The sequence below is a fragment of the Phreatobacter cathodiphilus genome (genome assembly GCF_003008515.1).
Classification (GTDB): Bacteria; Pseudomonadota; Alphaproteobacteria; order Rhizobiales; family Phreatobacteraceae; genus Phreatobacter; species Phreatobacter cathodiphilus.
Window position 1 is genome coordinate 3,021,823 of the sequence record NZ_CP027668.1, and the last position, 21,907, is coordinate 3,043,729.

General features: G+C 68.6%; 19 protein-coding genes and 2 tRNA genes. 8 read left to right on the plus strand and 13 right to left on the minus strand.

Going from position 1 to position 21,907, the window contains the following annotated elements:
* Window position 1 precedes the first annotated feature (1 nt).
* The 3 genes from C6569_RS14525 to C6569_RS14535 form a co-directional block, all read right to left on the minus strand.
* Complete coding sequence (locus C6569_RS14525; protein ID WP_106749522.1) at window positions 2–1,132, minus strand: GNAT family N-acetyltransferase; 1,131 nt, start codon at window positions 1,130–1,132, stop codon at window positions 2–4.
* Window positions 1,129–2,520 carry a lipopolysaccharide biosynthesis protein gene (locus C6569_RS14530; protein ID WP_245898347.1) on the minus strand — a complete coding sequence of 464 codons (1,392 nt, stop codon included), beginning with the start codon at window positions 2,518–2,520 and terminating at the stop codon, window positions 1,129–1,131. The genes C6569_RS14525 and C6569_RS14530 overlap by 4 nt, the downstream gene beginning before the upstream one ends.
* A gap of 183 nt (window positions 2,521–2,703) precedes the next feature.
* Window positions 2,704–3,636, minus strand: a complete 933-nt coding sequence (locus C6569_RS14535) for a peptidylprolyl isomerase (RefSeq protein WP_106749524.1) — start codon at window positions 3,634–3,636, stop codon at window positions 2,704–2,706.
* A gap of 372 nt (window positions 3,637–4,008) precedes the next feature.
* Here C6569_RS14535 and secA point away from each other — a divergent pair, with 372 nt between their 5' ends.
* The 3 genes from secA (at window position 4,009) to C6569_RS14550 (ending at window position 7,518) form a co-directional block, all read left to right on the plus strand.
* Window positions 4,009–6,798, plus strand: a complete 2,790-nt coding sequence (secA, locus tag C6569_RS14540; RefSeq protein WP_106749525.1) for a preprotein translocase subunit SecA — start codon at window positions 4,009–4,011, stop codon at window positions 6,796–6,798.
* Window positions 6,799–6,921: 123 nt separating this feature from the next.
* A tRNA-Ala gene (locus C6569_RS14545) sits at window positions 6,922–6,997 on the plus strand.
* A gap of 107 nt (window positions 6,998–7,104) precedes the next feature.
* Window positions 7,105–7,518: a DUF2177 family protein gene (locus C6569_RS14550; protein ID WP_106749526.1), complete on the plus strand. Its 414-nt coding sequence runs from the start codon at window positions 7,105–7,107 to the stop codon at window positions 7,516–7,518.
* Between the two features lie 9 nt (window positions 7,519–7,527).
* Here the strand turns inward: C6569_RS14550 and C6569_RS14555 are convergent, their stop codons facing one another.
* The 4 genes from C6569_RS14555 to C6569_RS14570 are packed head-to-tail and all read right to left on the minus strand — an operon-like array spanning window position 7,528 to window position 10,539.
* Window positions 7,528–8,559 (minus strand): SAM-dependent methyltransferase, encoded by a 1,032-nt coding sequence (locus C6569_RS14555; protein ID WP_181313759.1) that lies wholly within the window; start codon window positions 8,557–8,559, stop codon window positions 7,528–7,530.
* Between the two features lie 5 nt (window positions 8,560–8,564).
* A complete protein-coding gene (locus C6569_RS14560) occupies window positions 8,565–9,374 on the minus strand; it encodes a DUF1295 domain-containing protein (protein ID WP_106749527.1) in 810 nt (269 codons plus the stop codon).
* Window positions 9,371–9,997: a ChrR family anti-sigma-E factor gene (locus C6569_RS14565; RefSeq protein ID WP_181313760.1), complete on the minus strand. Its 627-nt coding sequence runs from the start codon at window positions 9,995–9,997 to the stop codon at window positions 9,371–9,373. The genes C6569_RS14560 and C6569_RS14565 overlap by 4 nt, the downstream gene beginning before the upstream one ends.
* 2 nt (window positions 9,998–9,999) lie before the next feature.
* Window positions 10,000–10,539 carry a sigma-70 family RNA polymerase sigma factor gene (locus C6569_RS14570; RefSeq protein ID WP_215905754.1) on the minus strand — a complete coding sequence of 180 codons (540 nt, stop codon included), beginning with the start codon at window positions 10,537–10,539 and terminating at the stop codon, window positions 10,000–10,002.
* 213 nt (window positions 10,540–10,752) lie between these two features.
* Here C6569_RS14570 and C6569_RS14575 point away from each other — a divergent pair, with 213 nt between their 5' ends.
* Entirely contained in the window at window positions 10,753–12,105 is a 1,353-nt protein-coding gene (locus C6569_RS14575; protein WP_106749529.1) for an NAD(P)/FAD-dependent oxidoreductase, read from the plus strand.
* On the plus strand, window positions 12,102–12,881 hold the full coding sequence (locus tag C6569_RS14580) for a DUF1365 domain-containing protein (protein ID WP_106749530.1): 780 nt from the start codon (window positions 12,102–12,104) through the stop codon (window positions 12,879–12,881). The genes C6569_RS14575 and C6569_RS14580 overlap by 4 nt, the downstream gene beginning before the upstream one ends.
* 6 nt (window positions 12,882–12,887) lie before the next feature.
* On the opposite strand, the gene C6569_RS14585 is transcribed toward C6569_RS14580, so the two are convergent.
* From C6569_RS14585 to C6569_RS14610, 6 genes are all read right to left on the minus strand, one after another.
* Complete coding sequence (locus C6569_RS14585) at window positions 12,888–13,751, minus strand: helix-turn-helix domain-containing protein (RefSeq protein WP_106749531.1); 864 nt, start codon at window positions 13,749–13,751, stop codon at window positions 12,888–12,890.
* Between the two features lie 120 nt (window positions 13,752–13,871).
* Entirely contained in the window at window positions 13,872–14,471 is a 600-nt protein-coding gene (locus tag C6569_RS14590; RefSeq protein WP_106749532.1) for a GbsR/MarR family transcriptional regulator, read from the minus strand.
* Window positions 14,472–14,584: 113 nt separating this feature from the next.
* Window positions 14,585–14,660, minus strand: a tRNA-Lys gene (locus C6569_RS14595).
* Between the two features lie 102 nt (window positions 14,661–14,762).
* Window positions 14,763–15,677, minus strand: coding sequence for an ROK family protein (locus C6569_RS14600; protein ID WP_106749533.1), 915 nt, complete (start codon window positions 15,675–15,677; stop codon window positions 14,763–14,765).
* A gap of 10 nt (window positions 15,678–15,687) precedes the next feature.
* The gene (locus C6569_RS14605) at window positions 15,688–17,259 is read right to left on the minus strand and encodes a 2-isopropylmalate synthase (RefSeq protein WP_106749534.1); all 1,572 of its coding nucleotides are present in this window, start codon (window positions 17,257–17,259) and stop codon (window positions 15,688–15,690) included.
* A gap of 531 nt (window positions 17,260–17,790) precedes the next feature.
* A complete protein-coding gene (locus C6569_RS14610) occupies window positions 17,791–18,684 on the minus strand; it encodes a DMT family transporter (protein ID WP_181313761.1) in 894 nt (297 codons plus the stop codon).
* Window positions 18,685–18,902: 218 nt separating this feature from the next.
* Here C6569_RS14610 and rpsT point away from each other — a divergent pair, with 218 nt between their 5' ends.
* From rpsT to dnaA, 3 genes are all read left to right on the plus strand, one after another.
* Window positions 18,903–19,169, plus strand: a complete 267-nt coding sequence (gene rpsT / locus C6569_RS14615; RefSeq protein ID WP_106751058.1) for a 30S ribosomal protein S20 — start codon at window positions 18,903–18,905, stop codon at window positions 19,167–19,169.
* Window positions 19,170–19,963: 794 nt separating this feature from the next.
* Window positions 19,964–20,344, plus strand: a complete 381-nt coding sequence (locus tag C6569_RS14620; RefSeq protein WP_245898112.1) for a rhodanese-like domain-containing protein — start codon at window positions 19,964–19,966, stop codon at window positions 20,342–20,344.
* A 151-nt stretch (window positions 20,345–20,495) separates the two neighbouring features.
* Entirely contained in the window at window positions 20,496–21,902 is a 1,407-nt protein-coding gene (dnaA, locus tag C6569_RS14625) for a chromosomal replication initiator protein DnaA (RefSeq protein ID WP_425440719.1), read from the plus strand.
* Window positions 21,903–21,907: the final 5 nt, after the last annotated feature.

Sequence of the window (21,907 nt, forward strand, 5' to 3'; positions counted from 1 at the left end):
GTCAACGGCGCAGCAGCCGTTTTGCGAGGCCCTTGGCAGCGGCAAAGCCGCGGCGGCAGGCGAGCGCCGCGCGGTACCGGACGCCTGCACGCCCCTCCGCCACGGCGATGAAGCGTGTCGTCAGCTCCATGCGCCCCGGCCAGATGCGCTCGATCATGGGATGACCGGGGATCGCACAGGAATCGACGAGCCGCACGCCCTCGGCTGCGATGGCCGAAGCGCCGATGGCGCGGGAGAGGAGCAGCCCCGGTGAGAAGCGCGCGAAGGCCTCGTCATAGGCGGTCTTGAGGTACCAGGCACGCGCACCCGCCGTCAGGACCAGCCCGGCCGCGACGGGCCGGCCGTCGAGCAGCAGCATGTCGATCTGTGCCGCGCCCCGCGGCACGAGATCGGCCACCGCCCCTTCGAAGAAGGCGCGCGTCGCCGGCGTTGCGGCCAGCGCCGTGCCGCGGCGGCCCTTCCACCCCTCGGCCTCGAGGGTGAGGAAAGCGTCGACCGCCGCAGGGAGGGCGTAGCCGGTCGCGGTGGACACGGTTTCGAGCCGGCCCTGTTCGCCGAGCCGGCGGGCGAGCCGCCGGTGCTCCTTCGACAGGGGGGGCGGCGCCTCGGTCAGGACGGCGCGACGATGGGCGTCGAGGACGAAGGTGGGGTGCGAGGCGGCGAGCGCTTCGAGGGCATCGGCGACCGGACCCGCATCGAGGAGTGGCGTCTCGAGGGCGGCGACCCCTTGGTCCGCCAGAAACGAGACGAGGGCACCGATCACCGCGCCGGCTTCGTCCGGTCGCACCAGCGGCATGCCGTAGGGCGCGTAGTCATGGGTCCAGAGGCTGAACACGGACCGAAGAAGATGGAACCGTCCCGCCACCAGGCCGATGAGGAGCCCGTCGCGCGTGACCAGCAGCGCCCCGAGGCCCGCCGACGCCACGGCGCCGCGGGCCGCCAGGGCAAAGCCGGGTGCGAGAAAGACGTTGGGCTCGGCCGCGGCAGCCGCGAGCTCGTCCCAGTCCGCCCGGGCTTCCTCCCAGCGCGCCGCCGGCACCCAATACGCGGCGACCGCGCCGAGGCCGGCGGGCGCGGACACCGGCTGAAGCGGCGGGGCGGCGATGGCCAGGCTGTCGGATGCCGCGATCATGCCGCAGCCGGCTTGATCCAGAAGGAGGCGGACAGGCCGAGGCGCGCCGTGGTGACCCAGACCAGCAGGGCGGATTCGAGCGTCAGCGCCGCCGCCGTGGCGATCGCCGCGCCCATCATGCCGAAGGGCGGGATGAGCAGCAGGCAGAGGACCACGGCCGCGACGAAGGCGCCGCCATAGATGAGCGCGCAGGCGGTCTGGTGGCCGGACATGGTGAGCAGGCGCTCGACCGGGCCGGCCGCGGCCCGCGCCAGCAGTCCCACGGACACGACGAACATTGCCGGATAGCCTTTCACGTAGTCGGGCCCGAACATCATCAGGAAGGGCTTGCCGAGGGCGAGGATGAGGATCGTCGCCGCCAGGGAGGGGAAGAAGGTCCAGCGGATCGAGGCACGCAGGAAGTCGGCGAGCTTTTGCTTGTCGCCGGCCACGTGATACTCGCTGAACCGGTGGGCCGCCGCAGCCGCCACGGCGAAGTAGACGAAGGCGACGAGCGCCAGCGTCTTCACCGCCGCCCAATAGACGGCGACCTCCTCCGGCCCGCGCAACTGCTTCAGCAGGACCACGTCCGTGTAGGTCAGGGCGAGATAGAAGGTCTCCACCACGAAGATGGGCAGGCTCGTCTTCAGCCAGAACAGCGTCTCGGTCCGCTGCGGACCCGCCTCGACCCGTCCGGCGATGCGACGGTTGAGCAGCACGAACTGGATGACGGCGGCGGCCCAGGTCGCCACCACCGCGCAGCCCATGGCCGTCACCGCATTGCTCTCGAAGCCGGCGAAGTGGCCGCCGGCCATGCAGCCGAGCAGGATGAAGGGGCGAATCAGATAGGGCGGCCCGAGGGCGAGGTCGGTCCAGTTCCACGAGCGGGCGATGCCGTCCTGGATGTCGGTCAGCACGAACATGGGCAGGCAGAGCGCGGCGAGCGCCAGCGGCATCACCATCGCGCCGGTGAAGAGATGGCCGAAGCGCCACAGCACGGCGAGCCCCGCTGCCGCGATCAGGGTGGCGATGACGACGCCAAGGCGCCGCCCCCCGGCGAGGAAGCCGCGCAACCCCTCATGGTCCCCCCGCTCGGCATATTCGGGCACGAAGCGTTGCGCGGCGGAGGCGAGGCCGGCATTGGCGAAATGGCCGATGAGTAGCACCCACACCCAGACGGAGACATAGGTGCCGAATTCCGAGCCGCCCATCCAGCGCGCCATCAGCACCTGGCTCACATAGGCGATGCCGGCGCTGAGCACGCGGATCAGGAAGGCCGCGCCCGCCATCCGCTGGGCGATCGACTGGTCGGAGCGATCGAGGAGGAAGGAGCGGATGCGGGCGGCGATGCCGGCAGGCGACAGCAGCGTCTTGGCGCCGCGGCCCATCTGCGCTTCTTCCGAACCCATCACCGACAAGGCGGACGTCTCCGACCACGCGTCGGCACGATGATCCGATCACGGTCTCCCAGCCATAAGGGAGGCCGCTTAAGAAACGGTGTGATGCGCGGGGACGTCATTCGACGGCCGCCCGACGACGAAGGCCGGCCGTGGGAACGGCCGGCCTCGCCGGGTCTTCTCGGAACAGGTGGCTCAGGGGCGCGGCGTCGCCGGGGCCGGCGTGCCGGGAGCGCCCGGCGCCGTGGGGCGCGTCGGCGAGGGCACGAAGCGCTCGACCTGCGCCTCCGACCTCAGCTTCTGCACGAGATCGGCCTGGACGCGGCGGGTGAGGAAGTCCTCGATCTGGCCACGCACCTGCTCGAAGCTCGGGATCTGCCGCTGGCGGCGCTCCTCGACCTTAATGATGTGCCAGCCGAACTGCGACTTGACGGGGGCCTGCGAGAGCTGGCCGGCCTGCATGGCGAAGGCCGCCTCGGCGAACTCCGGCACCATCTGGCCCTTGGTGAAGAAGCCGAGGTCGCCGCCGTTGCGGGCGCCGCCCGGATCCTTCGACTTCTCCTTGGCGATCGTCTCGAAATCGGCCCCGCCGCGGATCTGCGCGATCAGCGCTTTCGCCTCGTCCTCGGTCTCGACCAGGATGTGGCGGGCTCGAACCTCGTCTTCCGGCGTGATGCGGGAGCGCTGCTCGTCGTAGATCTTGCGCATCTCCTCTTCCGTCACGCGCGTGCGCGTCTCGGTGTTGAGGAGGGTCTCCACCAGCAGCTTGTTGCGGTAGTAGGTCATCTTGCGGGCGAAGTCGGCGCCCTCCTGGACGTTGCGCTGCTCGGCGGCCTTGGCGGCGAGCGTCAGATCGATGACGAAGCTGAGGAGATATTCGCGCTTCTGCTCCGGGCTCATCTGCGCGGTCGTCTGGCCGCCGATGTCCTCCTCCGCCGCGTCGAGGTCGGCCTGGCGGATCTCGACGCCCTGGACGCGGGCGAGGATGCCGTCGGCCGGGGTCGGCAGCGCCGGCGGCGCCGCCGGCTGGGCCGGGGCCGGAGTGGCGGCCGGCGGCGTCTGGGCGGCCAGCGGTCCGGCGAGCGCCACCATCATGGCGGCGAGGGACAGGAGCGAGCGGACGGTCATGGAAGGATCGAGCCTTTTGTCACGGGAAGGCGTGCTTGACGGGCACGTGTGGCGCTTTGAAGGAAGGCGGTGCGAAAGCACGGGGGCGATGGACGCGTGCACAACTCCTGACGGATCCCGCCGGTTGTCGCAGCAATGCCCGTTTCGGCTTGAATTGACAACCCTTGGCACCGTCCATATCTGTCGCGGGTTGCCGGGCCGCTGCGGAATTCCGCGCGTCCGTCGACATCCCGCCAGGACCAGAGGATGGGGCGCACGGGGCGCTCCGCCACCGCCTGACGGGGCTGAAGGGCTCGCGTGAACCATCGGAACGCACGGTGCGACCAACCGTTTCGATGCCTCTGTCTCCCCGCCCAAGTGTAAGGAACGCACATGCTCGGCGCGCTCGCCCGCAGGATCTTCGGCAACGGCAACGATCGCCGCATCAAGGGATACCGTCCGCGGATCGATGCCATCAACGCGCTGGAGCCTGAGCTCGCCGCGCTGTCGGACGAAGCCCTGCGCGCCCGCACCGATGCCTTCAAGGCACAGCTCGCCGCCGGCAAGAGCCTCGACGACCTGCTCGTCCCCGCCTTCGCCACCGTCCGTGAGGCGGCCAAGCGCGTCCTCGGCCAGCGCCATTATGACGTTCAGTTGATCGGCGGCATCGTGCTCCACGAGGGCGCCATCGCCGAGATGAAGACCGGCGAGGGCAAGACCCTCGTCGCCACCCTCGCCGTCTATCTCAACGCCCTCGCCGGCAAGGGCGTCCACGTCGTCACCGTCAACGACTATCTCGCCAAGCGCGACGCCGAGTGGATGGGCAAGGTCTACGGCTTCCTCGGCATGACCACCGGCACCATCGTCCACGGCATGGACGACCAGCAGCGCCACGAGGCCTATGCCTGCGACATCACCTACGGCACCAACAACGAATACGGCTTCGACTACCTGCGCGACAACATGAAGTACACGGTGGAGGAGATGGTCCAGCGCGGCCACTTCTACGCCATCGTCGACGAGGTCGATTCCATCCTGATCGACGAGGCGCGCACGCCGCTCATCATCTCCGGCCCGCTCGACGACCGCTCCGATTTCTACGCCACCATCGACCGCTTCATCCCCGCCCTGAACAAGGAGGATTACGAGGTCGACGAGAAGCAGCGCACCGCGGCCCTCACCGAGAGCGGCAACGAGAAGATCGAGAAGGCTCTGGTCGAGGCCGGCTACGTCAAGGGCGACCTCTACGACGTCGAGAACGTCTCCACCGTCCACCACGTCAACCAGGCGCTGAAGGCCCACAAGCTGTTCCAGCGCGACAAGGACTACATCGTCCGAAACGGCGAGGTGGTCATCATCGACGAGTTCACCGGCCGCATGATGCCGGGCCGCCGCTATTCGGAAGGCCTGCACCAGGCCCTCGAGGCCAAGGAGCGCGTCCAGGTCCAGCCCGAGAACCAGACGCTCGCCTCCATCACCTTCCAGAACTATTTCCGCATGTACGGCAAGCTCGCCGGCATGACCGGCACGGCCCTCACCGAGGCCGACGAGTTCATGGACATCTACAAGCTGCAGGTGGTCGAGATCCCGACCAACCGCGGCATCGCCCGCCTCGACGAGGACGACGAGGTCTACAAGACCGTCCAGGACAAGTACCAGGCGATCATCGCCGAGGTGGAGGCTGCCCGCGCCAAGGGCCAGCCGGTGCTCGTCGGCACCACCTCCATCGAGAAGTCCGAGACCCTCGCCGAGATGCTGAAACAGGCAGGCTTCAAGCAGGTCGACCTCGACGATCCCGCCGCCTTCGCGCCGCTCTACGACGGCGACCAGGGCACGCCCGGCGAGCGCGTCTTCGCCGTGCTCAACGCCCGCTATCACGAGCAGGAGGCTTTTATCGTCTCCCAGGCAGGCGTGCCCGGCGCCATCACCATCGCCACCAACATGGCGGGACGCGGGACGGACATCCAGCTCGGCGGCAATGCCGACATGCGCATCTCCGTCGAGCTCGCCGGCATGGAGGACGGGCCGGAGAAGCAGGAGAAGGCCGAGGCCATCCGCCGCCAGGTCGCCGATCTCAAGCAGCGCGCCCTGAACGCCGGCGGCCTCTACATCATGGGCACCGAGCGCCACGAGAGCCGCCGCATCGACAACCAGCTCCGCGGCCGCTCCGGCCGCCAGGGCGATCCCGGCCGCTCCAAGTTTTACCTGTCCCTTCAGGACGACCTGATGCGCATCTTCGGGTCGGACCGCATGGAGGGCATGCTGACCAAGCTCGGCCTCAAGGAGGGCGAGGCCATCGTCCATCCCTGGATCAACCGGGCGCTGGAGAAGGCGCAGCAGAAGGTCGAGGCCCGCAATTTCGACCTGCGCAAGAACGTCCTCAAATACGACGACGTCGCCAACGACCAGCGCAAGGTCATCTTCGAGCAGCGCATCGAGCTGATGAGCCAGCAGGACCTCTCCGACATGACGCAGGACATGCGCCATGGCGTGATCGAGACCCTGGTCCACGCCTACATCCCGCCGGACGCCTATGCCGAGCAGTGGGACACCGCAACTCTGCGCGAGGAGATCTACCGCGTCCTCAACCTCGACCTGCCCGTCGACGAATGGGCCAAGGAGGAGGGCATCGCCGACGAGGAGGTGATCGAGCGCATCACCAAGGCCGCCGACGAGATGATGGCCTCCAAGGCCGCCCGCTTCGGCCCCGACATCATGCGCCAGATCGAGAAGGCGGTGGTGATGCAGGTGCTCGACCATCTCTGGCGCGAGCACATCGTCCAGCTCGACCACCTGCGCCAGGTGGTGGGCCTGCGCGGCTATGCCCAGCGCGACCCGCTCAACGAGTTCAAGTCCGAGGCCTTCCAGCTCTTCGAGGGGTTGATGGCGAAGCTCCGCGAGATGACGACCCAACAGCTCGCCCTCGTCGAGCTGCAGGAGCCGCCGCCCATGCCGGACCTGCCGCCCATGACGGCGCATCACATCGATCCGATGACGGGCATGGACGAGTTCGCCCAGATGGGGGCCGCCTCCGGCGGATCGTTCCAGGCGCAGGGCGGCGGCGCGCCGACCGCCGAGCGCAATCCGAACGACCCTTCCACCTGGGGCAAGGTCGGCCGCAACGACCCCTGCCCCTGCGGTTCGGGCAAGAAGTTCAAGCACTGCCACGGGCAGTATGTGTGAGATGAGGAAGGGCGCCGGCTGCGGCGCCCTTCGCGTCCGGGCGCGTCCGCCGAAAGCCGCTTTGCTGCGCGTGGAACGCCTTGACCGGAATGCCGGCACGCCCTAAAAGGCGCGCTCGCGGGCGGGGCTGTAGCTCAGATGGGAGAGCGCTGCAATCGCACTGCAGAGGTCGGGGGTTCGAATCCCCCTAGCTCCACCAGCCCGCTCATCCATTGCCCATATCCTCAAGCCGCCCCTCCAACACGCCTCCCGTGAACCGGGCGGCACCCTTCCGCGTATCCTCTGCATTCATCGGGGATCCGGACCATGCAATTTCTCTCGGCCTATGCGGCCGCGCTGATCGTATTCGGCATTCTCGACGCGGTTTGGCTCTCGATCATGGGCCGGCTGCTCTACCGGCCGACGCTGGGCAGCCTGATGCTGGACAACCTGCGCTGGGCACCTGCCCTCGTCTTCTATTTCCTCTTCCCCGTCGGCGTCGTCCATTTCGCCGTGCTGCCGGCCTTCGCGGCCGGCTCGCTGCAGACGGCGCTGGTCAACGGCGGCTTCCTCGGGCTTCTCGCCTATGCGACCTACGACCTGACGAACTACGCCACCCTGCGTGTCTGGACGCTCACCCTCACGCTGGTCGACGTCGTCTATGGCGCGGCGGCGACGGCCATCGTCGCCGGCGGCGCCTATGGTGCTCTCCGCGTCCTCGCCTCGGCCGGCTGGATCTGAGCGCGGGGCTCAGCGCACCGGCTTCAGGCGGTAGTGGCTGACGCCCCAGCTCTGGCCCCCGGCGTGGCCGAAGAGGCCGCTGGTGGCGAGGAAGAACAGCCGCCAGCGCCGGCGCCAGAGTGCCATCCGGTCGTTGCCGTAGACGCTGGCGAGGATCGGATCGATCTCGTCGATCCGCTGGTCGAAAAGCGCCAGCCAGTCCTCGGCGGTGCGCCGATAATGCGCGCCGCTCCAGCGCCACTCCTCCTCGACGGTGAAGAGGTCGTCGAAGCGGCGGATCAGACCGTGGCTCGGCATCAGGCCGCCGGTGAAGAAGTGCTGGGCGATCCAGTCGGTCTTGTCCGCACTGTCGAAGCGGTAGGAGCCGGTGCGGTGGGTGAAGACGTGGATGAACATCCGACCGTCGTCCTCCAGCCACCCGGCGGCGCGCGCCAGCAGGTCGCGCCAGTTGGCCATGTGCTCGAACATCTCCACCGAGACGATGCGGTCGAAGCGGCCCTGCGGGGCGAAGCCGTTCATGTCGGCGGTGACCACGGTGAGGTTGCCGAGCCCCTGCCGCGCCGCCTCCGCCGCGATGAAGCGGCGCTGGCCGTGCGAATTCGACACGGCGGTGATCGAGGCGCGAGGGAAGCGGCGGGCCATGGCGAGGGAGAGCGAGCCCCAGCCGCAGCCGAGCTCCAGGATGCGCTGGCCGTCGGCGAGGCCGGCATGATCCATGGTGAGGTCGAGTGCCCGCGTCTCAGCCTCAGCGAGGGTGCTCTCGGGGGCGTCGTAGTAGCAGCACGAATATTTGCGCTGCGGGCCGAGGGTCCGGACGAAGAAGTCCGGCGGCAGCTCGTAATGCTGGGCATTGGCGGTGTCCGTATGCACCGCCACGGGAAAGTCCGCCATGGAGGCGGCGAAGGCCGCCTCGTCGGCGGCCGTGAGGGTGGCGAGGTTCCGGTCGGTCCGCCCGACCAGCCAGGCGATGGCGGCGCGGGTCAGAGCATCGGGGACGGGGGCGCGTTCGCCCCAGGCAATGAGGCCGGCGAGAAGGGACACCGCGTTCAGCCTTTCGTCTGGGCCGGCGGCCAGGGGATAAAGGCGCTGGTGCGCGCCTGATAGTCCGCGAAGGCGGCGCCGTGCTTGCGCAGCATGTGCTCCTCCAGCGGCGGAATTCCGGAGATGCGGGTCAGCAGCAGTGTCATGAAGGCGGGCGCCAGCAGGGCGGCCCAGCCGAAGGGATGGCCGCTCCAGGCAAGCGCCATAACCGCATAGGAGGCCCAGAGGACGCATTCGAAGAAGTAGTTGGGATGGCGCGAATAGCGCCACAGGCCGACGTCGCAAATGGGGCCGCGCTTGTTCTTGTCGGCGACGAAGGCGGCGAGCTGCCGGTCGGCGACGGCGCCGCCCGCCCAGCCCGCGACGAAGACCGCAAGGCCCAGCCCATCCTGCCAGCCGAGAGACGCGGGACGGTGGGCGGCGAGCACGATCCCGAGAGCGAGCGGCACGCTGGCTGCGGCCTGGATCTGCAGGAAGCGGAACATCTGCCAGGAGGCGTCCGGCCCCCAGTCCTGCCTGAGCTTGGCGTAGCGCGCGTCGTCGGTGATGCCGCGGGTGCGGCCGGCGATGTGCAGGCCGAGCCTCAGCGCCCAGGCCGCCGCCATGGCGGCGACGAGCAGGCGCCGCTCCCACGGCCCCGTGCCGAAGGGCAGCAGCGCGGCTGCGAGCGCCGTGCCGCCGACGCCGAAGGTCCAGGTGACGTCGATCCAGCCGGAATTGCCGGTCCGCTTCTCGATCAGCCAGGCCCCCGCCATAACCACGCTCATGGCGGCGGCGATGAAGACGAGGGCGGCGAGGAAGGAGAGCCCCGTCACAGGCGGACGAAGGGCTGCAGCAGGCGGCCGATCATGCCCTCGAACCGGACGGTGCCGGTGAGGGCGACGATGCAGGTGCACCCCTCCCTGGGATCGACCACCGGCGTATGGGCGTGGCGGTCGTCGGCCTCGTCGAAATCGCCGGCGGCATAGCGGCCATATTCGTGCTGGTAGGCGCCGGCGACGATCGTCGTCCACTCCGCGCCGGTGTGGCGGTGCGCCGGCAGCCGGGTTCCCGGCTGCGCCCGCAGCATGAACACCCGCGCCTCGGAATTCGGCACGTCGACGCGCCGCAGCGCGACCCCGCGGCCGACGCTTTGCCAGCGTCCCAGCGCGTAGGGGGCGAGCACGGCGAGGCCCGCAGCATCCGGCGGCGCGGCTGGCCGCGCGGGCACGTCCTCCACGCGGTGCGGCAGCGCCATCGACAGGCTGCGCGCGTCGACGCCCATGGGCTCGGGCTCGATCGTGTCGAGGAAGGCGCCCGAGAGCGCGTCGAGCTCGGCGAGGTCTTGCCGCGTCCGCGGGTTGATCTCGACATGGGCGGCGACCACCAGGGCCAGCCCCTCGTCGAGGCGGCCGGCGGCGAAGGCGGCGAGGGTTTCCCCGGACGGACGATGGGACATGCTCATCGCAGATCCTCCAGCGAGCCGCGCATGCGTGCCATGGCCAGGCGCAGCCGCGACTTGACGGTGCCGAGCGGGATGGACAGGCGTTTCGCCACGTCCTGATGACTGAGACCTTCCATGAATGCCAATTGGACGACTCGGAGCTGATCGGGGGAGAGGGAGGTGAGGGCGGCCCTCACACGGGAGTCGCGTTCGCTCCCGTCGAAGACCTGGTCCGGCTGCTCCGGCTCCTCACCCTGAAGGATGTCGAACACGTCCGGCAGGCGCGACCGCTTCTCGCGCCGGGCGGCGTCGATCCTGAGATTGCGGGCGATCGCCGCGATCCAGGTCGAGGCCCCCGCACGGGTGGGGTCGAACAGCGCCGCCTTGCGCCAGACCATCAGCAGCGTTTCCTGCGCCAGTTCCTCGGCGAGATCCGCCGGCGTTCCCTGGCGCATCAGCAGGGCTTTCACCCGCGGCGCGAAATGGTCGAAGAGTTTGACGAACGCTTGCCTGTCGGACGATTGGGCAATCGACTGGATCAGGGCATTGGCATCCATCAGGGCGGCACCGGCACGTCTGCGCGGCCCGCGGGAGAGCGGGACCGACGTTTCAGAATGTATCGCAAGAGCAACCATCATGTCGCCCTCTACGCCCCCTCTGCGGCAACGGATCAGTGGGGAGACGAGATCGCGCCAAGACGGGCTCCGATGAACCGGTGCGACCGCCCCGGCGTAGGACAGCTATAACGGCATCACAGTCAGGAATACGGCATGCAAGCGGGTGGTGGGCGTCGGCAGCGTATCGCGGTGGTGGGGAGCGGCATATCCGGCCTGTCCGCTGCCTGGCTCCTGTCCCGGGCCCATGACGTGACACTCTACGAGCGCGACGGCCGGCTCGGCGGCCACGCCAACACCGTGACGGTCCCCGGCGCCCGGGGGCAGGACGTCGCCGTCGACACCGGCTTCATCGTCTTCAACGAGGCGACCTATCCGAACTTCTGCGCCCTCCTCGACCATCTCGGCGTGCCCTCGCTCGCCACCGAGATGTCCTTCGCCGTCTCCCTCGACGGCGGCCGCCTCGAATATGCCGGAACGGGTCTTGCCGGTCTCTTCGCCCAGCGGCGGAACATCGTCAGCCCGCGCTTCTGGTCGATGCTGCAGGATCTGCTGCGCTTCTACCGCAGCGCCACCCGCGACGCCGCGGAGCTGGAGAACGACCCGATCTCTCTCGGCGACTATCTGAAGGCCGGCCGCTACGGCCGCGCCTTCCGCGACGACCACCTCCTGCCCATGGCCGGTGCCATCTGGTCCGCGCCCTGCGCCGAGATCCTCTCCTATCCCGCCAGCGCCTTCATCCGATTCCACGACAATCATGGCCTCTTGAAGCTCTCCGGCCGCCCGGCCTGGCGCACCGTGACCGGCGGCAGCCGCGCCTATGTGGGCAGGCTCATGGAGGCATTCTCCGGCGAGGTCTGCCCGGACATGCCGGTGGCCCGCATCCGCCGCTTTGCCGACGGCGTCATCCTCGACGGCGATGACGGCTGGTCCCGCCGCTTCGACCAGGTGGTGGTGGCGACCCATGCGAAGGAGGCGCTCGCCATGCTGGCCGATCCGTCGCCTGAGGAGCGCGCCCTGCTCGGCGCCTTCCGCTACAGCCGCAACGTCGCGGTCCTGCACACCGACGAGGCTCTGATGCCCCGCCGCCGCGCCGCCTGGTCGAGCTGGAACCACATCGGCGACCGCCGCGTGCCGGACGAGCCCTGCGCCGTCACTTACTGGATGAACCGGCTGCAGCACCTTCCCATGGACAGGCAGTTCTTCGTGACGCTCAATCCGCCGCGCCCGCCACGGGAGGAGACCGTGCTGCGCACCGAGACCTACGAGCATCCGCTCTTCGACAGCGCCGCCATCGCCGCCCAGTCGCGCCTTTGGTCGCTGCAGGGCCAGCGCCACACCTGGTATTGCGGCGCCCATTTCGGCGCCGGCTTCCACGAGGACGGGCTGCAGGCCGGCCTCGCCGTCGCCGAGGATCTCGGCGGCCTCAGGCGGCCCTGGTCGGTCGCAGACGATTCCGGCCGCATCGTGCGCCTCCCGCAGGCCCTGCCGCTGACGGAGGTGGCGTGACCGCCCCCGCCTCGGCGCTCTATGTGGGCCGGGTGGAGCACCGGCGCATCCGGCCGCGGCCGCACGCCCTCGCCTACCGCGTGTTCTGGATGCTGCTCGACCTCGACGAGATCGACGATCTGCACCGCCGGCTGAAGGTCTTTTCGCGAGACCGCCGCAACCTCTTCTCCTTTCGCACCGCCGATTACGGCGACCGCTCCGGGCGGCCGCTCCGGCCGCAGGTCGAGGCGCGCCTCGCCGAGGCCGGCATCGAAACCGGTGGCGGGCCCATCCGGCTCCTCACCATGCCGCGCGTTCTCGGCTACGGCTTCAACCCGATCAGCGTCTTCTTCTGCCACCGGGCGGACGGCGCGCTGGCCGCGACGATCTACGAGGTGCACAACACCTTCGGCGAGATCCATTCCTACCTGATCGCCGCCGAGGGGGGCGCCCGCCCCATCCTCCAGGACAGTGCCAAGGCCTTCCACGTCTCGCCCTTCCTGACGCGCGACATGGCCTATCGCTTCCGCCTCGCGCCGCCGGGCGACGACGTGGCGCTGCACATCGCCGCCAGCGACGGCGAAGGCCCGATGCTCTTCGCCTCGCTCGCCGGGAACCGGCGGGAGCTGACGGACGGCGCGCTGCTGCGGCTGCTCGTCACCCATCCGCTGCTGACGCTGAAGGTCACGGCGGCCATCCACTGGCACGCCCTGCTGCTGCTGGCCAAGCGCATCCGCCTGATCCGCCATCCCGGCCCCGCGGCGGGCGACGTCACCGTCGGCAGGCAGTCCGGCTGAAGCCGTTCACCGCTGGCGCAGGCTGCCGGGCGTCACGCCTTCCATGGCCCGGAACATCTTCACGAACTGGGTGCTGCTGGAGAAGCCGACCTTCGTCGCCACCTGGGCGACAGGCAGCGTCGTGGCGGTGAGGAGCCGCCGCGCCTCGTTCATCCTCAGCCGCAGGAAATACTGATAGGGCGTGGCGCCGAAGGCGTCGCGGAACGAGCGGATCAGGTGAAAGCGGGAGAGCCCGGCGAGCTGCGCCAGGTCGTCGATCGAAACCTGGCTGCCGACATGGGAGCGCAGATAGTCCTCGAGGATCGCCATGCGCGAGCGCGACCCCACCGCATTCCGCTCCGGCGCCTGGTCCAGCCGCGACAGTTCCAGCACCCGTGCGGCGATGAACAGGCCGATGGACTCCGCATAGAGATCGGTCGGCCCGTCGCCCTCGGAGAGCACCCGGTCGAGCCGCGTCATGGCATCGGCGATGTCCGGATCCTCGAAATAGAGCTTCGGCCGCACGGATGAGGCCGAATACATCCGGCCGAGCTCGGAGGTGAGCTGCCCCGGATCGAAGAACATCATCGTCACGTGGCCCTCGTTCGAGGCCCCGGCGGTCCAGCCCTGTGCGCCGCAGCCGGCGGGAATCTGGGTGAGCTTGCCGCGCAGGTCGGTCAGGGAGGAGCCCGGAAGACCGTCGATCCGCGTCTCACCCTCGCGTCGCGAGAAATGATGGAGTGCGATGTAGTGTTCGGACGGGTTGCTCGCATAGCTGATGCTGTAGTCCGTCTTCCGACGGCTCGTCTTGGCGACGAAACCGGGCCAGGTCGCAACGATGCTGTGCTCGATCCTGCCGCCGCTGTCGGGGTTCAACGGCTTGAGAAGCATGGGGCAAAAAATCCCTGAGAATCAATATTGGCTGATTGATTCACAGCTCCGCGGACAGGTCAATTGATGAAACATGCGCCGCCGGCCGCGGGGTTCGCCGCTTGCGGTGCCGGCAATGCTTCAATCCACCTCTCCGGGATCGTCGTCGCGGGCGCGCTTGCCGCGGCCGCGGCCGCCCTTGACCACGAAGAGCTTGTCCTTCCACTCCAGCGCCTTGACGATTTTCGAGCCGAGCGAGAGGAGCTGCACCAGCCGCTCCGTCTCCAGCCGCTCGATATCGTCGTACCAGCCGGTGAGAAGTTCGATGACGCCGTGCATCTCCTGCATCCGCTCCTGGGCAAAGCGTTCCTCCTCCGAGGCGGGGCTCTGCATGAGCAGTTCGCGCAAGACGGTCAGCGTCGGGTCGATCTCGCGGCGCTTCCGCTGCTCCACCAGCTTGCGGACGATGGCCCAGATGTCGTCGAGGGTCGTGTAGAAGTCGCGCCGCTCGCCGGGCACGTGCTTCAGCCGGATCAGCTCCCAGCTCTGCAGCTCCTTCAGCGCCATGGCGACGTTGGAGCGCGCGACGCCGACGGCATCGACGAGATCGTCGGCACAGACCGGCCGGTTGGCGAGGAAGATCACCGCATAGACCTGGCCGACCGTGCGGTTGATGCCCCAGCGCGACCCCATCTCGCCGAAATGCAGCACGAAGGCCTGGATGAGCGGCGGTAGGTTCATGGGTCGCCCGTCTGAATTTTCAGGATTTTCTGAAGTAACAGGCGGCGGGGGGACAGGTCAACGCGCCCGGGCGGGAGCACGGGGCGGACAGTCTAAGTCGTGAAGGGGGAAAATGGTGGGTGATGAAGGACTCGAACCTTCGACCCGCTGATTAAGAGTCAGCTGCTCTACCAACTGAGCTAATCACCCACGCCCGCGAACCCGAGGGCCGCGCGGGAGCCGGGTGACTACCAGACGGCGGGGGCCCTGTCCAGAACGCCGGCTGACTTTTTTGCCAACCCGCCCGCGCCGTCACGCGGCAGGGTTAGCGGCGGGCCAGAGCCAGGCGGCGCCACGCACGCCGGAGGAGTCGCCGTGCACCGCCTTGACGATGGGCGTGGTGCAGGCGTCGGAGAAGACGTAGGCGCGCATGGCCGGCGGCAGGTCGTCATAGATGGAGGGGACGTTGCTCATGCCGCCCCCCACCACGATGACGTCGGGGTCGATGAGGTTGACCACCTGGGCAAGCCCGCGGGCGAGCCGCGAGATGTAGCGCTCATAGGAGGCGCGGGCGATGCCGTCACCGGAAACCGCCATGGCGACGATCTCCGGGGCGGGCACGGCCGCTCCCGTGGCGCGCCGGTAATCGTCGGCGAAACCGGTGCCGGAGACCCAGGTCTCAAGGCAGCCCTTTTGGCCGCAGTAACAGGCGGGCGCCTCGACCACCTCCTCGACGCTCGGCCAGGGGAGCGGGTTGTGGCCGAACTCGCCGCCGATGAGATGGCGGCCGCGCAGCACCTTGCCGTCGATGACGATGCCGGAGCCCGCACCCGTGCCGATGATCAGGCCGAAGACCACGCCGGCCCCGGCCGCCGCGCCGTCCACCGCTTCCGACAGGGCGAAGCAATTGGCGTCGTTCTCGAGCCGCACCTCGCGGCCGAGGGCCACGGCGAGGTCGCGGTCGAGCGGGTGACCGATGAGCACGGTGGTGTTGGCGTTCTTGATGAGGCCGGTGGCGGGCGACAGGGAGCCAGGAATCCCGACCCCCACCGTCCCGGTCTGGCCGAGTTCGGCCTCGACGCCGGTGACGAGCCCGGCAATGGCGGCGACGATCGCGCCATAGTCGTGGCGCGGCGTCGACACCCGGCGGCGCATCAGCTCCCGGCCCTGGTCGTCCAGGGCCAGAATCTCGATCTTGGTGCCGCCGAGGTCAATGCCGATGCGCATGCTGTCGTGTTCACTCCGCGGCGACGGTGCCGTGCTGCGGATGCAGGCGCTCGCGCTTGGCGATCAGCTTGTTCAGCGCCGACAGATAGGCCTTGGCCGAGGACACCAGCGTGTCCGGGTCCGCCCCCTTGCCGGTGAACGTATTGCCGTCCGCCTGAAGCCGCACCGAAACCTCCGCCTGTGCATCCGTCCCCTGGGTAACGGCATGGACCTGATAGAGTTCCAGCACCGCCTCGTGCGGCACGATGGCCTTGATGGCGTTGAACACCGCGTCGACCGGCCCGTTGCCCGAGGCCTGGACGGTCTTGTGGACGCCGTCGAGGTCGAGGGTCAGGGTCGCCGCCTGCGGCCCCATCGTGCCGGCCACGACCAGCAGCGACATGACCTTCATGCGGTCCTGGCTGTGGGCGATCTTCTCGTCCACCAGCGCCTCGATGTCCTCGTCGTAGATCACCTTCTTGCGGTCGGCGAGTTCCTTGAAGCGCACGAAGGCGTCTTCCAGCTGGTTGTCCGAGAGCTGGTAGCCGAGGTGCTTCAGCTTGTCCTTGAAGGCGTTGCGCCCCGAGTGCTTGCCCATGACCAGCGAGGTCGATTTCACGCCCACCGAGTCCGGCGTCATGATCTCGTAGGTCTGGGTGTTCTTCAGCATGCCGTCCTGGTGGATGCCGCTCTCGTGGGCAAAGGCGTTCCGGCCGACGATCGCCTTGTTGTACTGGACGGGGAAGGAGGTGACCGTCGACACGAGCTTGGAGGCCCGCGTCAGCATCTTGGTGTCAATGCCGGTCTCATAGGGGAAGATGTCGTTGCGCGTCTTGATCGCCATGACGATCTCTTCCAGCGCCGCATTGCCGGCCCGCTCGCCGATGCCGTTGATGGTGCACTCGATCTGCCGGGCGCCGCCCTCGACGCCGGCGATGGAGTTCGCCACCGCCATGCCGAGGTCGTTGTGGCAGTGGACCGAGAACACCGCCTTGTCGGCGTTCGGCACGCGGGCGCGCACCATCTCGAACAGCGCCTTGTACTCGTGCGGGGCGGTGTAGCCGACCGTGTCGGGGATGTTGATGGTGGTGGCGCCGGCCTTGATCGCCGCCTCCACGCAGCGGCAGAGGAAGTCGTGCTCGGTGCGGGTGCCGTCCTCGGCCGACCATTCCACGTCGTCGACAAGGTTGCGGGCGCGGGTGACGGAGGCCACCACCATTGCCAGCACCTCGTCGGGCGACTTCTGCAGCTTGTGCTTCATGTGCACCGGCGAGGTCGACAGGAAGGTGTGGATGCGCGGGCGGCGGGCATGGCGGACCGCCTCGCCGGCGCGGTCGATGTCGTTCATGCCGGCGCGCGCGAGGCCGGTGACCACCGCGTTCTTCACCCGCTGGGCGACCGCGACCACCGCCTCGAAGTCGCCGATGGAGGCGATGGGGAAGCCGGCCTCGATGATGTCGACGCCCATCTCGTCGAGGACGTCGGCGACCTGGAGCTTCTCCTCCAGCGTCATGGTGGCGCCGGGGCACTGTTCACCGTCGCGCAGGGTGGTGTCGAAGATGACGACGCGGTCCTTGGCGGACGTCGGGGTGGTGGTGGTCATGGGTCTCGTCCTTGCTGCGGGCCGCGGCGGCGTTCAGCGCCTCACTTCGCAGGCCCCCGGTTGCGGGTTGCGGTGGCGTGGTCCCCTGAGCGCCAAGGCCATGTGGCCCTGCCGGTGCTCAGGGGCGGATAAGCAGAAGGAGGGACAGCGAGGGCGTGGCGCTGAAAGCGCGAAGGCTGATCGGTGCGGGCGCACGGACGATCGGCACGGACGGTCCTCGGACAAGCGCGGCCGGACGGCCGCTGGTGCTCCTGACTACCTGATCCGGGGGGGCCGGCGCAAGGGCGAAGTCCCTCCGCCACTCGGGGAGGGGCGCCGTTAACCTCCGCAACGGGCCGGGAACGGAGCATGTCGAATCGCGGACCGCCCGCCGTTCCCCTTTTCGCCCCGGCCCGCTTTCCGCCTTTTTAAGGCATCCGGAGAGATTTCGCGGCCCGCCCGCGCGGCCCCCTCGCCGCTCCTGCCGTTAACCTCCGCGTCCCGAAACGGGTCTTGGAAGACGGGCTGGCGAAAACGGTTTGGGAAGAGGACTCACGTGCGCGTGCGCGATTCCGCGTAGATGTTGATCAGCACCCCCGCCACCACGATGGCGGCGCCGAGAAGCACGGCCGGCTCCGGCTGCTCGGCATAGACCAGCCAGCCGATGAGGCCGATCAGCGGCACGCGCAGGAAATCGATGGGCGTCACCACGATGGCGTCGCCGTGCCGGAAGGCGTTGGTCAGGCAGTAATGGGCGGTAAAGCCGCAGACGCCGATGCCCAGCAGCGGCAGCCACTGGGAGAGCGCGAGCTTGCCGAGGAAGAAGGCGGGCTCGCCGACCACCACGTTGGCCCCGAGGTTCAGCGGCAACTGGATGACGTTCATCCAGAACATGATGGTCCAGGTCGAATTGGTCGCGGTGAGGAACTTGGTGGTGGTCTGCTGCACGCCGAAGCAGATCGCCGCCGCCGCCACCGCCAGCGCCTCGGGGCGGAAACTGTCGAAGCCCGGCCGCAGGATCACGAGAACACCGACAAAGCCAAGCACCAGCGCCGCCGCCCTGGCAGCCGTCATCCGCTCGCCGAGGAAGAGCACGGCGAAGATGGCGACCCAGGTGGGCGTCGTGAACTCGATGGCGAAGACGGTGGCGAGCGGCAGCACCGTCAGCCCGTAGGCCCAAAGCGCCTGGCCGCCGAAATGGATCGTGTTGCGCATGGCGTGGACGAAGGGGCTCTCCGGACGGATGCGCTGACCGGGATCGGGTGCCGCCACCATCATCGCCGCGAGGATGACGAGGCCGCCGATGTTGCGCAGGGCGAGGATCTCGAAGACCGTCAGCGTTCCGTGCAGGGCGCGGATGGACAAGGCGATGGCCGAGAAGGAGAGCAACGTTCCCGCCATCCAGAGGGCGACCAGGACGAAACTGCGCTGCGGCTTGGATGTCATCTTGCCTCGGGAGCGGCTGGACAGGGCATGTTCGGGGCGGGACACATCTTCTAGTCCCGGCGCCGCCGGCGGACCCGTGCGAATTTCGCAGACGGGCCCGTTGTGCGGTTGACGCGCCGAAACCACGCGACTATACACGCCGATCCGTGGCGGCCCCGTGCCGCCGCTCTCGTTTTCTCGTGCCCCGCCATCCGGGGCCAGCCGCCGGGACAAGACCCATGGCCAATACGGCATCCGCGAAGAAGGCCGCCCGCGTCATCGCGCGGCGCACCGCAGTCAACCAGGCCCGCCGCTCGCGCATGCGCACCTTCCTGCGCAAGCTGGAGGACGCCATCGCCTCCGGCGACAAGACCGCGGCCTCGGCTGCCTTCCAGGCCGCCCAGCCCGAGATCATGCGCGCCGCGCAGAAGGGCGTGCTCCACAAGAACACCGCTTCCCGCAAGGTCTCGCGCCTGGCGACCCGCATCGCCAAGATCGGCGCCTGAGCCCCTGCCCGCCGGCGCCTCCGGACGCCGCGCCACCCGTTCCAGAAGCCCGGCCTCGTGCCGGGCTTTTTCGTTGTGGCGTCCGGGGGAGTGACGTCGGGGAGCCGTTGCGATTCGGCAACAGAAGGCCGTCAACCTCCTTTTTTTATCGGAGCCCCTTCCGCGGCAGGGAGAGCGACCCTGAACCGGCTAAAGGCACGTCAGGAAAACAATTCTGATTCCAGTTGCTTAGCCGGGGGACGTAATCGTTCCGGAAGCGAAATGCGGCCGCCGCCCGCCGCGCCGGGCCCCCGGCGCACCCCCTTCGGCACCGCGCCCCGGGGGGAGGCCTTCGGGACCGATTTGAAATTGGCCGATTCATCAGAGGCTTGAAAAGCCGGCCTCCGCAAACCCAAATCCGGAGGGGAGTCAAGCGACCGGCCTTAACCATTTATTAATGGAAATCCGTTGCCGGGTCCGGAGCCCCTGTGTATCAATCGGGTCACTCGGGGGGGCCACCTCGGGCTTCATGGAAGAGCTGACGCGCGGCGCCCGCAACATCGGGCATGGGAGAGTTTTGCCTCAGTCGAGGCCAATTTACTCCTTCAGCCGCTTCAGTATTCGGACGGGAGCCGGAGGTGAAGATTTCGGATTGCGGTCGACCGACTGCAGCCGGGGGCACCCTTCTGAGCTGGACAACTTCGAGACAACTGAGGCGTGCGGCCATCATCTGGCCGTGCGGGCGGACAATGTCGCATGCGCAAGAGGCCGGTTACGCCGGTGACATCATACCGGAGGACAGCCTCCAGGCTCTGATGCAGGACCCCGCCGCCCAGCTGGTCGACGTCCGCACCACGGCCGAGTGGGCCTATATCGGCGCACCCGACCTCAAGGCCACCGGTCGCGAGCCGATCCGCGTCGAATGGCAGGTCTTCCCCGGCATGGCCGTGAATCCCGATTTCGTCTCCACGCTCGTCGCCAGGCTGGCCGAGCGCGGCGCGCCCAAGGATGCTCCGCTCTATTTCCTCTGCCGGTCGGGCGTCCGCTCCAAGGCGGCCGCCATCGCCATGACCGCCGCCGGCCATTCCCGTTGCTACAATGTCAGCGGCGGTTTCGAGGGTCCTCACGACGAGGAGGGCCATCGCGGCACCAAGGCCGGCTGGAAAGCCGCCGGCCTGCCCTGGGTCCAGCCCTGAGGCGTGGCCGTTTCGCACGTTCCTGCGTGATCCTGCGTACTCACTCCCCGTTTTGACCCACCGGACTTTTTGACTGGAGACCATCGTGTTTGCCATTTCCGAACGTGTCCGCGAACCGACCGAAGGCAAGACCGATACGATGAGCGATTCCATGCGTGCAGGGGCGATCTGGGAGCGCGTCGGCCGGCGCCTCCGCGCAGAGCTCGGCGAGGACGTCTTCTCGAGCTGGTTCAAGAGCATCGAGATCGACCTGGCGGAGACCGACGCGGTCCGTCTGTCGGTGCCGACCCGTTTCCTGAAGAGCTGGATCGACCATCACTACAAGGACCGCATCATCGCCCGCTGGTCCGAGGAGGCCGGACAGCCGGTCGCCATCGACATCATGGTGCGCACCGCCGCCGGCGCCCGCGCCGTGTCCCGTCCCCGGCCGGTCGAGGAGGCGGCGCGTCCGGCCGCCCCCGTCCCGGCGCCACAGCGCCATGACGGAACCCACCTCTCGGCGGTGCAGAACACGCTCGGCGGCTCGCCGCTGGACCCGCGCCTGACCTTCGAGACCTTCGTGCAGGGCCGCTCGAATACCCTCGCCCGCGCCGCGGCCCTCCAGGTCGCGCAGTCGCGGCCGACCGACGCGGTGCTGTTCAATCCGCTCTACATCCACGCCGGCGTCGGCCTCGGCAAGACGCACCTCCTGCAGGCGGTGGCCGGCACGGCCCAGGCCGGCGGCCGGCGCGTGCTCTATCTGACGGCGGAGAAATTCACCTTCGGCTTCGTCGCTGCGCTGAAGAACCAGACGGCCATCGCCTTCAAGGAGGCGCTGCGCAACATCGACCTGCTGATCATCGACGACCTGCAGTTCCTTCAGGGCAAACAGACCCAGGCCGAGTTCTGCCACACGCTGAACGCGCTCATCGACGCCGGCCGGCAGATCGTCGTCGCCGGCGACCGTCCGCCCTCCGACCTCGAGAACCTCGACGAGCGGGTCCGATCCCGCCTCGCCGGCGGCCTGACCGTGGAGATCGGCGCGCTTGACGAGAACCTGCGCTTCGACATCCTCAAACAGAAGCTCGCCCATGCCCGGGCCCAGCACCCCGGCTTCGACGTGCCGCCGACAGTGATGAGCTACGTCGCCAAGAACGTCACCCAGAACGGCCGCGACCTCGACGGCGCCTTCAACCGGCTGATCGCCACCAACCGCCTCACCAACCAGCCTGTGACCATCGAGATGGCAGAGCGCTCCATCCGCGACCTCGTCCGCATCGCCGAGCCGAAGCGGGTGAAGATCGAGGACATCCAGAAGATCGTGGCGCAGCACTACAACGTCAGCCGCTCGGACATCCTGTCCTCCCGGCGCACTGCCACCGTGGTCCGCCCGCGCCAGATCGCCATGTATCTGGCCAAGACCATGACGCTGCGCTCGCTGCCGGAGATCGGCCGGCGTTTCGGCGGTCGCGACCACACGACTGTGCTGCACGCCGTGCGCAAGATCGAGGGCCTGGTGGGCCAGGATCCCGCGCTGAGCGAGGAAGTGGAAGCCCTGAAGCGCCGCCTCAACGATTGAGGCGG

What these genes read in the sequence shown, in the direction of transcription:
- C6569_RS14525 (WP_106749522.1), bottom strand. Translation starts at nt 1,132, where the DNA reads ATGATCGCGGCATCCGACAGCCTGGCCATCGCCGCCCCGCCGCTTCAG.
- C6569_RS14530 (WP_245898347.1), bottom strand. Translation starts at nt 2,520, where the DNA reads ATGGGTTCGGAAGAAGCGCAGATGGGCCGCGGCGCCAAGACGCTGCTG.
- C6569_RS14535 (WP_106749524.1), bottom strand. Translation starts at nt 3,636, where the DNA reads ATGACCGTCCGCTCGCTCCTGTCCCTCGCCGCCATGATGGTGGCGCTC.
- secA (WP_106749525.1), top strand. Translation starts at nt 4,009, where the DNA reads ATGCTCGGCGCGCTCGCCCGCAGGATCTTCGGCAACGGCAACGATCGC.
- C6569_RS14550 (WP_106749526.1), top strand. Translation starts at nt 7,105, where the DNA reads ATGCAATTTCTCTCGGCCTATGCGGCCGCGCTGATCGTATTCGGCATT.
- C6569_RS14565 (WP_181313760.1), bottom strand. Translation starts at nt 9,997, where the DNA reads ATGTCCCATCGTCCGTCCGGGGAAACCCTCGCCGCCTTCGCCGCCGGC.
- C6569_RS14570 (WP_215905754.1), bottom strand. Translation starts at nt 10,539, where the DNA reads ATGGATGCCAATGCCCTGATCCAGTCGATTGCCCAATCGTCCGACAGG.
- C6569_RS14575 (WP_106749529.1), top strand. Translation starts at nt 10,753, where the DNA reads ATGCAAGCGGGTGGTGGGCGTCGGCAGCGTATCGCGGTGGTGGGGAGC.
- C6569_RS14585 (WP_106749531.1), bottom strand. Translation starts at nt 13,751, where the DNA reads ATGCTTCTCAAGCCGTTGAACCCCGACAGCGGCGGCAGGATCGAGCAC.
- C6569_RS14590 (WP_106749532.1), bottom strand. Translation starts at nt 14,471, where the DNA reads ATGAACCTACCGCCGCTCATCCAGGCCTTCGTGCTGCATTTCGGCGAG.
- C6569_RS14600 (WP_106749533.1), bottom strand. Translation starts at nt 15,677, where the DNA reads ATGCGCATCGGCATTGACCTCGGCGGCACCAAGATCGAGATTCTGGCC.
- C6569_RS14605 (WP_106749534.1), bottom strand. Translation starts at nt 17,259, where the DNA reads ATGACCACCACCACCCCGACGTCCGCCAAGGACCGCGTCGTCATCTTC.
- C6569_RS14610 (WP_181313761.1), bottom strand. Translation starts at nt 18,684, where the DNA reads ATGACATCCAAGCCGCAGCGCAGTTTCGTCCTGGTCGCCCTCTGGATG.
- rpsT (WP_106751058.1), top strand. Translation starts at nt 18,903, where the DNA reads ATGGCCAATACGGCATCCGCGAAGAAGGCCGCCCGCGTCATCGCGCGG.
- C6569_RS14620 (WP_245898112.1), top strand. Translation starts at nt 19,964, where the DNA reads ATGCAGGACCCCGCCGCCCAGCTGGTCGACGTCCGCACCACGGCCGAG.
- dnaA (WP_425440719.1), top strand. Translation starts at nt 20,496, where the DNA reads ATGCGTGCAGGGGCGATCTGGGAGCGCGTCGGCCGGCGCCTCCGCGCA.